Raw genomic sequence first — 8,098 nt, 5'->3', positions numbered from 1 at the left:
GGGATGATGCCTCACGATCGCCGATTGCGGGCACTTCGCCGAGATTCGGCCGTCAGGGGTACGCCGGGCCGGGGTTATCATGGCTCGCGCGGCCGACGGCACCTCATGGACCCGTGCCGCATCCGGGGCGTCGGCTCCTCCTGCAACGCCGCCGTACTACGACGACGGCTCGCACGACTTCCAGCTTCGCACGTTAGGCTGGAAGGCCGACGCCTGAGGGGGAGGATCTCTAGCGACTCCCCGCTCGGGCCGCCTTCCCCGCGAGGGGGGAAGGACCCTTGGCTCATCCGATCGAAATCCGGCGGTTCACTCGCCGGCGAGCTGTTTCTTGAGCCATTCGGCCTTGTTGGTGGTGATGCCGTCGACGCCGGCGGCGGCGAGGCGGCGGGCGACGGCGGGGTCGTCGACGGTCCAGACGTAGAGGGCCAGGCCCTCGGACTTGACGCGGTCGACGAAGGCGCGGTCGATGGGGCCCTTGAAGTCGAGGTCCAGGCCGTCGGCGTTCAGCTCCTTGGCCCTGGCGATCAGCTCGTCGAGGGTCGGCTTGACGGCGCCGGTCTCCTTGTCGGTCTTGAAGCTGGCGAGGTAGTACGCCTTCAGCTCGGGGAGGCGCTTCTTGGCCTCGGCCACGGTGTCGGCGTGGAAGCTGATGATCACGAGCTGCTCGGGCTTCTTGCCGCTCTTGCGGACGGCCTCGACGACCGCCGGGACGACCTCGGGGCCGGTCTTCAGCTCGATGAAGCAGCGGCCGCCGTCGGGGATCGTCGCGAGCGAGGCCTCCAGCGTGGGCATGGTCTCGCCGACGAACTTGGCGTCCTTCCAGCGGCCGGCGTCCAGGTCCTTCAGGTCGGCCCAGTCGGCCTCCTTGATCTTCCGCTCGACGCCCGTGACGCGCTTCGTGTCGGGGTCGTGGGTGACGACAAGGACGCCGTCGCGGGCGAGGTGAACGTCCAGCTCGATGGCCTCGACTTTGCGGCTCCAGGCCAGGTTGAAGGCGGCCAGCGTGTTCTCGGGCGCGTCGGCCGATTCGCCGCGATGCGCGACGATCTCGACGGAAGGCGGCTCGGCTCCCAGCGTCCCCATCGTCACCACCATGAGCAGGCTCGACATCCAGGCCATCGGCGATCACCCTTCGAAACAGGTCTCGTTCAGTCCTTCGGGATCGTCGAGTGTCCCAGATCCGCCCGGGATTGCAACGGCCCCCGAAGGTCTTCACGAGATCCTCATCGGGGCCGATTCCAGTAGATCCGGACGTTGTGGGTGGCCCGCCCGCCGGCGATCACGTCCGGCCGCCCGTCGCCGTCGAGGTCGGCGGCGACGGCGTCCTCGCAGGCCATGCCGCCGTCGTCGATCGCGTGCCGCTCGAAGCTCGACCCCTCGTCCCCGGCGGGGCCGGGGGCGAAGGCGAACACGCCGGGGCCCCTGGGGGCGTCCGATCCCTCGCGGTTCGGGTCGCGCTGGCCGATGATCAGGTCGTCGTCGCCGTCGCCGTCGAGGTCCGCGCACCAGACGGCGTGGCCCCAGGCGACGGGCGCGGCGACGACCTTCCGGCGCCAGAGCGGCTCGCCTTCCTTCGGGGGCGAGTAGACGACCACCTGGTTGCCGTGCCAGGGCTCGATGGTGGCGATGTAGCGGGAGCCGTCGGCCAGCCGGCCGACCTTGACCTCGCTGGCGCCCTTGAACGGGTCGCCGGCCTCGTCCCCCGCGCCGAGCTTGGTTCGCGCCCAGTCGTTCTTGCCCAGGCGGTCGAGGGCGAACACCCCCTCCCACGCGGCGACGACGATCTGGTTCCGGCCGTTGCCGAGGACGTCGACGACCTGGGCGTTGTGGGTCGTATGCAGCGTGTGGTCGGCGACCTCGGACCGCCAGTGGGGGTGCGTCGGGTCGCCGGGGACGTCGTAGACCACCACGTTCACTCCGGCCCCCGCGCCGAAGTTGGGGCCCTTCGCGCCACGGCCCTGGAGCGGGACGACGACGAGCTGGGGCTTGCCGTCCCCCTTCAAGTCGCCCCAGCGGACCCGGTGGATGGTGGGCTCGTCGCACTCGATGGGATGGACCTGCCAGTCGCCGCCGGCGTCGCGGCCGAGCCACTGGAGGGTTCCGGCGTGGGCCGTGTCCGAGGGCTTCCAACCGGCTCCCAGCGTTAGATCGATGCGGCCGTCGCCGTCGACGTCGTGGGCCTGGATGCAGACGTTGTCCCGCTTCGTGCGGCCCCGGACGACCTCGTGCTTGCTCCAGGACGGGTTTTGATACCAGACCACCGCGTCCTCGGAGGCGGCGACGACGTCGGGCTTGCCGTCGCCGTCCACGTCGGCGACGGTCACGGCGTAGCAGACCTCGCCCACGTGGGGGTCGATCTCCTGCACTTCGAACCGGGGGAAATCGGCCGCGCGGGCGGCGGGCGCGAAGGCGGCCAGCGCGAGGGCCGCGGCGAGGGTCGGGGTGCGCATGGTGGCTCCTGGGGGTGAGAGGTGCCTCCATGGTAAGCGAGCGGCCGGGAGGTCGAAAGGTCCGGGGGAGGGAGGTGGGGCGGTCGGGCCTTCGCGTGCTTCCGCCGCGTCGCGGGGTCGCGTATCCTGGCGGGGTCGAGGCCTCGATCGAGGCCCGTCGCGAGGAGGAGAGCCCGTGAGCGTCCCGACCGAGATCGAGGTCCGCTACGACTGCCCGCACTGCCGGGTCGGGCTGATCGCCGACGCCGACCGCTGGAGCGGCTGGCGGCTCTGCCCGGCCTGCGGCAAGTCCGGCCTGCCCCCGGCTCGCCGCGCGAAGCGGGCGAGGCTCCTTCCCGCCAACCTGCCCGCGAGGGGCTCCGGTCGTCGGGCCGAGGCCTGGATCGCCTCGGGCGACCTCGTCGACCCCGATCACGCCGCCTGGCAGGTCGGTTACGCCAGGGACCTCCCCAGGCCGACGCCGGTCTCCAGGGTCGTGACGGTCGCGATCGCCGCCGGCCTGGCGATCTCCGTGTTCCTGCTGCTGGTGGCCTTCCTCGACCGCAACGGGACGCTCGCCGGTGGCGCCGGCCTGGCCGTCCTGCTCCTGTACTGGGCCAGGGTGCGCCTGCGGGCGCAGGCTCGACGCGGCTGGTGACGAAAGCCGCGCGAGGTCAGTCGCGCCCGGGGTCCGCCGCCGGCGCGAGGCCCCGACGCGGCGCCTCGGCGCGCGGGGCCGATCGCGAGACGGCGGACGCGAGGTCGTGCTCGCGCAGGAGCCGTCGCACGCTCTCGATGGAGGCGAAGACGCCCATGCGGCGGCCCTTGATCATCTCGGCGTGCCCGACGCAGACGCCGACCAGGCGGCCCTCCTGCGTGAACAGCCCGCCCCCCGACCGGCCGTGCTCGGGGATCTTCAGGGTGATGAGGAACGGCCGCTCGACCTCGCCGTTCTCCAGCTGCAACCGCGCGGTCTCGACCACCTTCGTCTTCCAGCTCGACAGCCGGTTCCCCAGGTCGACGCCCAGCGAGGTGACGAGCGTTTCGGGCCGCGGCGGGCCGTCCCCGGACTCGTCGAGCCGGGCGACGTAGGGGAGCTGGAGCGGCTTGCGGACCTTGAGGACGGCCACGTCGCCCGACGGGTCGTCGGCGACGACCTCGGCCGAGACGATCAGGGGCCAGCTCCCGTCCGCCTCGCGCTCCAGGCCGACGTTGTAGCGGTGAAGCTCGATCGCGATCGGCCCCTCGTCGCGGAGGACGTGAGAGGCGGTCAGGACGAGCGTCCCCCCCGCGGACGAGGCGATCACCGTCCCGCTCCCCTGCGAGCCTCCCCTGCGGATCAGGACCGTCGGCCGGAACGTCAGGTCGTCGCCCGGCGCGACGGCGTCCCGGCGACGGGTCGGGACCAGCGCCTCGGCGCGGCGCGTGGGTCGGACCTCGACGTGGGACTCGTCGAGGCCGGGCCGACGCGAGGTTTGCGCGGGCAGGCGAGCCGGCGACCCGACGAGGGCCGCGGCCAGGACCGACGCCAGCTTCGCCCAGAACCTCGAACTGCCTGGCATGCCGGAAGCCGATCGCCGCATGTCGAGCCGCCGTGGTGAAGATCCGCGTACAGGAGGTGGGGGACGCGGCCGCGTCGCCGCCCCGACCCTTGCCACGATACCGACTCGGTGGGCCTCCTGGCGAGATCCCTCCCCGGCGTCGCCCCAGGCTTGCCTCCGCTCCGACGGCGTGCTCCAATCCGTTCGGCGAATCCCGGCGCGGAACGAGCGCCCGCCCTCTTCCCACTGGCCCGATACCGGAGCAATCCCCGATGCCGACCTCGCACCTCTCTCGAATCGTCGCCGTCGCCGCGTTCGCGGCCTCCGCGTGGCTCGCCGGCCCGTCGCCCCGCGCCTCGGCCGACGAGGCGACGACCTCTCCCGCGCTGAAGTCCGTGCAGGGCGTGTGGACGAGCCGCGACGACGCCGAGGTCGCCGCCAAGTGGACGATCAAGGGCGACGTGTTCAAGGCGACGGTCAACGGCGTCGAATACCTGGGCAAGGTCTCGGTCGACGACGCGGCGAAGCCCCACCCGAGCTTCACGATCGACGTGACGGACGGGCCCGGCGAGGTGAAGGGGAAGACCGCCAAGGGGGTCTACAAGATCGAAGGGGACCAGCTGATCGTCAACCTGAGCGTCCCGGGCGGTGATCGTCCCACCGGCTTCGACCCCAACGGCCAGGATGTCTACCTGTTCGAGCTGACGAAGAAGAGCGCCCAGTGATCGACCCCCGCGCCGGGGGATCCCCCCCCGTCAGCGGGGATCCCTCGGCCGGAAGATCCGCACGTCCCCCTCGCGTTCGACGGGGGCGAACCAGCGCGCCGTGACGGCGTCGAGGTCCGGGGCCTCCTTCCAGACGAGCAGCACGTCGATGGCGTCGTGATGCTCGTCGAGGACCCGCTCCCACCAGAGGCGCCGGCGCTCGGCGGTCCTCGGGTCGGTGCCCAGGAGCGCGATCTCCTGGAGGTCCCACGAGTCGGGCCGGTCGAGGCCCTCCCGGAAGTGGACCGGGAAGTAATAGTGGCGGGCCTCGTAGTTCGTCCAGACGATGTTCCCGGACACCCCCAGCCAGCAGTCGGCGTGGAGCATCGGATTGACCCGGAATCGGGTCGTCAGGTCGGCCAGGAGCGTGGCCACGCGACGGCCGCTCCCGACCCGGGGCGCGGCCCCGGCGATCCGCCCGGCGGTCCGCTCCGAGAACAGGCCGTAGTCCCAGACGCTCGCGGACTGGAGCGCCAGGGCGACGAGCATCGCCGCCGCGCCGGCGCGGCCGAGCCACGACCGCGACGGCGGCCCGATCGCCGGGACCGCCGCGACCAGGCCCAGCAGCGAGATCCGCTGGGACAGGTAGTCGCCGTGCCCCGGCCCCAGCGATTCGGGCCCGAAAATCGCCGCCAGCCAGAGCACGGCCGAGAGCCCGAGCCAGGCCCGCCGCTCGCCCGATTCCCGCGTCCGCCCGCCCGAGGCGAGGAGCCCGCCCGCGACCAGCAGGGCGGCCCCCCCGACCGCCCAGAGGATCGGCGAGAACGCCAGGAAGGCCGCGCCCGTCCGGTCGGTGAAGGGGAGGGCCGTCTTGATCCCGAGGGAGACCGGGTCCACCCAGCCCAACCGGCGGAACCACCCCCCGAAGGAGAGGAACTCCTCGACCCGCGGCATCCTGGGGATCATCGCCCCGCCCTGGCGCGACAGGCCGATGTAGACGACCCCGAGGACCGCGAGCGGTGCCAGGCAGACGCCCAGGCGGAGCACGCGGTCGCGCCAGGAGCGCGGCCCCGACGCCCCCGGCGCGAAGAGCGCCAGGAAGCCCAGCGACAGGACGGTCAGGCCGAGGCTGACGAGGTGGCAGAAATAGCCGGCCGCCAGCAGCGCGGCGAGCGCGGCCATCCGGCCGGCTCGCAGGGCGTCGCGGTCCCGCCACCAAACCCCCAGGGTGATCGCGAACAAGCACGCGCCGAGCTGGAAGCTGGCGAACCCCATCAGCCACGAGAAGCTCATCCCCGACAGCGCCGCCGCCGCGTCCGCCGCGAGCGACGGCCGGTCGCCCGCGACCCGGCGACGCAGCCAGACGACCGCCAGGGCGACTCCCGTCAGCGTGATCGTCGTCATCAGCTTGTCGGCCGCCCGGGGCGGGAAGGCCGCGACCAGGGCCATGAGGGTGAGGTGGCCTCCCCAGTTCGGCAGGGGGTCCCAGCGGACCTCGTAGGAGTCGCCGAAGACGGGCCCGCCGCGCAACGAGTCGACGAGGATCGTGGCGTTGTAGAGGTGGGCCAGGCCGTCCTGGGTGACGAACCAGGGGATGGTCCAGATCGCCGCCAGGGCCGGGGCGAGCATCAGGGCGACCCTCGCGGCGTCGCGCAGGGGCGATCGGTGCGAGGCGGGGCGAAAGGGCGGCGTGCCGGCGGGGCGATCGGACGCCTGGGTGCTGGAGGGGGTGCTCACGGGGCTGGTCGATCCGCTCTCTACGGGTAAGCCGACGAGGGCGGGGCTTGGCGAGATCGGTGGGGGCGTCGGCCCGGGCCTCTCTCCCTCGACGTCTCCCCAGCGTGGCCGCCGGGAGAAGCCGAGGTCAAGAGGCCCGGTCGCAGGCTCCTGATAAACCGGACTGACGATCGAGTGGTGTTTCCCCGGCTGTTTCCTGCCGGTCGCGGTAAGTCGAAGCTCGGAGATGCAATCGCTGCCGCCGCAACGCGACAAGGTCCTAAAGATCACGTCCAGCCTGTCCCCGGCCCGAAGGCCGAGAGAACCGACGACCGGCCGCCCCGAAGGGAAGCCGGCTGTTGGGACTACTATACCGCACGGATCGGGGGCCGTCGGAGAAACCGCGAAGGGTCATCCGGCGACGGCGGCCCGGAGCGTCGCCAGCTCCTTCTCGCGGCGGAGGTTGCGCTGGGTGGTTTCGCCTTCCCACTCCAGCTCCTCGCCCTCCAGGAAGGCGATCGCCGAGGCGATCGCGTCGGCCGGCGCGGGGACGCCCAGTTCCACGTGGCGCACCACGATCCCGGCGTAGCCCAGGCGGTCCAGCTCGTCCCAGAGTTCGCGGTTCGACCCGGCCTCGTCGAGGAAGACGTCGAGCGACGCGGCGAGGGTCTCGGCGCTCGCCAGCTGCTTCTGGACGTCCTCGACGCTCATCGGGTTGCGGTCGTCCATGAGGTCGTCGTAGGCCTCGCCGTGGACCCGTTCGAAACCCCGGTCGAGCGCCTCGTGGGCGTCGTCGTTCTCGTAGCTCTTGGTTCCCCAGCATCCCATCGTCGACGGCCCCGTCCGGTCAGGAGAGCTTGGGCGCGGGGTAGGGCCGCGCCGACTTGAGCATGGCGTCCAGGCGTCGCGGCGGGGCGACGAACGTGGGGACGGCGATCGGCGTCCGCGCCACCACGGCGGACGCGTCCAGCCGGCCTTCCTCCAGCGTCCCGAAGGCGCAGCCGGCCTCGGACGAGATCACCACCCCGGCCGCCACGTCGTGGGCCTGCTCGCCCAGGAAGACGCACGCCTGGAGCCGGCCGGCGGCCACGAACACCTGCTCGCAGCAGGCGCTCCCCAGGTCGCGCAGGCGGCCCGTCAGCGAGCGGGGGTCGACCCGACGCATGGCGTTGGTCCCCAGGCAGACGTTGTCCTGGACGTGGAAGGCGTCGGCGTCGGAGACGACCAGCCGCTCGCCGTCGCGCCAGGCGCCGTGGCCCTTCACGGCCCAGTACAGCTCGCCGAGCGGCGGGATCGCGATGACGCCGAGGACCGGCTCGCCCGCCTCGATCAGGCCGATGCTGACCGCCCAGAGGGGCAGCCCGTGCACGAGGTTGCCGGTGCCGTCGATCGGGTCGATCGACCAGCGCCGGGGGCCGTCGCCGCCGCCGGGGGCGTATTCCTCGCCGGTCAGTCGGTCGTCGGGGAAGGCCGCGCCGAGGCGTTCGCGGATCAGCCTCTCCAGGTCGTTGTCCAGGTCGGTGACGTAGCTCTTGTTCGCCTTCTCGACCGGCGTCACGCTTCGCGACCGCTGCAACGCCACCTCGGCGGCCTCGCGGGCCAGGTCCTTCACGAACTCCAGTTCCCGCGCGTAATCCGTCTCGTCCGTCATCGCGACTCCACCTCGGACCTCGATCTTCGTCCCGCGTGAGCAGGCTTCATCTTCGGG

The 8,098-nt window shown here is 72.3% G+C and carries 9 protein-coding genes; 3 read left to right on the top strand and 6 right to left on the bottom strand.

Annotation, left to right across the window (positions count from 1 at the left end; translation table 11 throughout):
* Positions 1-79 precede the first annotated feature (79 nt).
* Positions 80-217 carry a hypothetical protein gene (locus G6O68_RS21680; RefSeq protein ID WP_165250740.1) on the top strand — a complete coding sequence of 46 codons (138 nt, stop codon included), beginning with the start codon at positions 80-82 and terminating at the stop codon, positions 215-217.
* An 89-nt stretch (positions 218-306) separates the two neighbouring features.
* Here G6O68_RS21680 and G6O68_RS21675 read toward each other — a convergent pair whose 3' ends face one another.
* A complete protein-coding gene (locus G6O68_RS21675; RefSeq protein WP_165250739.1) occupies positions 307-1,119 on the bottom strand; it encodes a glycerophosphodiester phosphodiesterase in 813 nt (270 codons plus the stop codon).
* A 104-nt stretch (positions 1,120-1,223) separates the two neighbouring features.
* The gene (locus tag G6O68_RS21670; RefSeq protein WP_165250738.1) at positions 1,224-2,450 is read right to left on the bottom strand and encodes an FG-GAP repeat domain-containing protein; all 1,227 of its coding nucleotides are present in this window, start codon (positions 2,448-2,450) and stop codon (positions 1,224-1,226) included.
* Between the two features lie 175 nt (positions 2,451-2,625).
* Between G6O68_RS21670 and G6O68_RS21665 the strand changes: the two genes are divergently transcribed.
* A complete protein-coding gene (locus G6O68_RS21665) occupies positions 2,626-3,087 on the top strand; it encodes a hypothetical protein (protein ID WP_165250737.1) in 462 nt (153 codons plus the stop codon).
* A gap of 16 nt (positions 3,088-3,103) precedes the next feature.
* Here the strand turns inward: G6O68_RS21665 and G6O68_RS21660 are convergent, their stop codons facing one another.
* Positions 3,104-3,991 carry a S1 family peptidase gene (locus G6O68_RS21660; RefSeq protein WP_165250736.1) on the bottom strand — a complete coding sequence of 296 codons (888 nt, stop codon included), beginning with the start codon at positions 3,989-3,991 and terminating at the stop codon, positions 3,104-3,106.
* A gap of 251 nt (positions 3,992-4,242) precedes the next feature.
* On the opposite strand from G6O68_RS21660, the gene G6O68_RS21655 reads away from it, so the two are divergent.
* The gene (locus tag G6O68_RS21655) at positions 4,243-4,695 is read left to right on the top strand and encodes a TIGR03067 domain-containing protein (protein WP_165250735.1); all 453 of its coding nucleotides are present in this window, start codon (positions 4,243-4,245) and stop codon (positions 4,693-4,695) included.
* A gap of 30 nt (positions 4,696-4,725) precedes the next feature.
* Here G6O68_RS21655 and G6O68_RS21650 read toward each other — a convergent pair whose 3' ends face one another.
* From G6O68_RS21650 to G6O68_RS21640, 3 genes are all read right to left on the bottom strand, one after another.
* Positions 4,726-6,411 (bottom strand): hypothetical protein, encoded by a 1,686-nt coding sequence (locus G6O68_RS21650; RefSeq protein WP_165250734.1) that lies wholly within the window; start codon positions 6,409-6,411, stop codon positions 4,726-4,728.
* Between the two features lie 390 nt (positions 6,412-6,801).
* Positions 6,802-7,218 carry a hypothetical protein gene (locus tag G6O68_RS21645; RefSeq protein WP_165250733.1) on the bottom strand — a complete coding sequence of 139 codons (417 nt, stop codon included), beginning with the start codon at positions 7,216-7,218 and terminating at the stop codon, positions 6,802-6,804.
* A 19-nt stretch (positions 7,219-7,237) separates the two neighbouring features.
* Positions 7,238-8,041: an inositol monophosphatase family protein gene (locus tag G6O68_RS21640; protein WP_165250732.1), complete on the bottom strand. Its 804-nt coding sequence runs from the start codon at positions 8,039-8,041 to the stop codon at positions 7,238-7,240.
* Between the last annotated feature and the right edge of the window lie 57 nt (positions 8,042-8,098).

The sequence above is a fragment of the Paludisphaera soli genome, from assembly GCF_011064595.1.
In the GTDB taxonomy this organism is placed as follows: Bacteria; Planctomycetota; Planctomycetia; order Isosphaerales; family Isosphaeraceae; genus Paludisphaera; species Paludisphaera soli.
The sequence above is the reverse complement of the archived record's forward strand: the minus strand, read 5'-3'. Positions and strand labels throughout refer to the sequence as shown.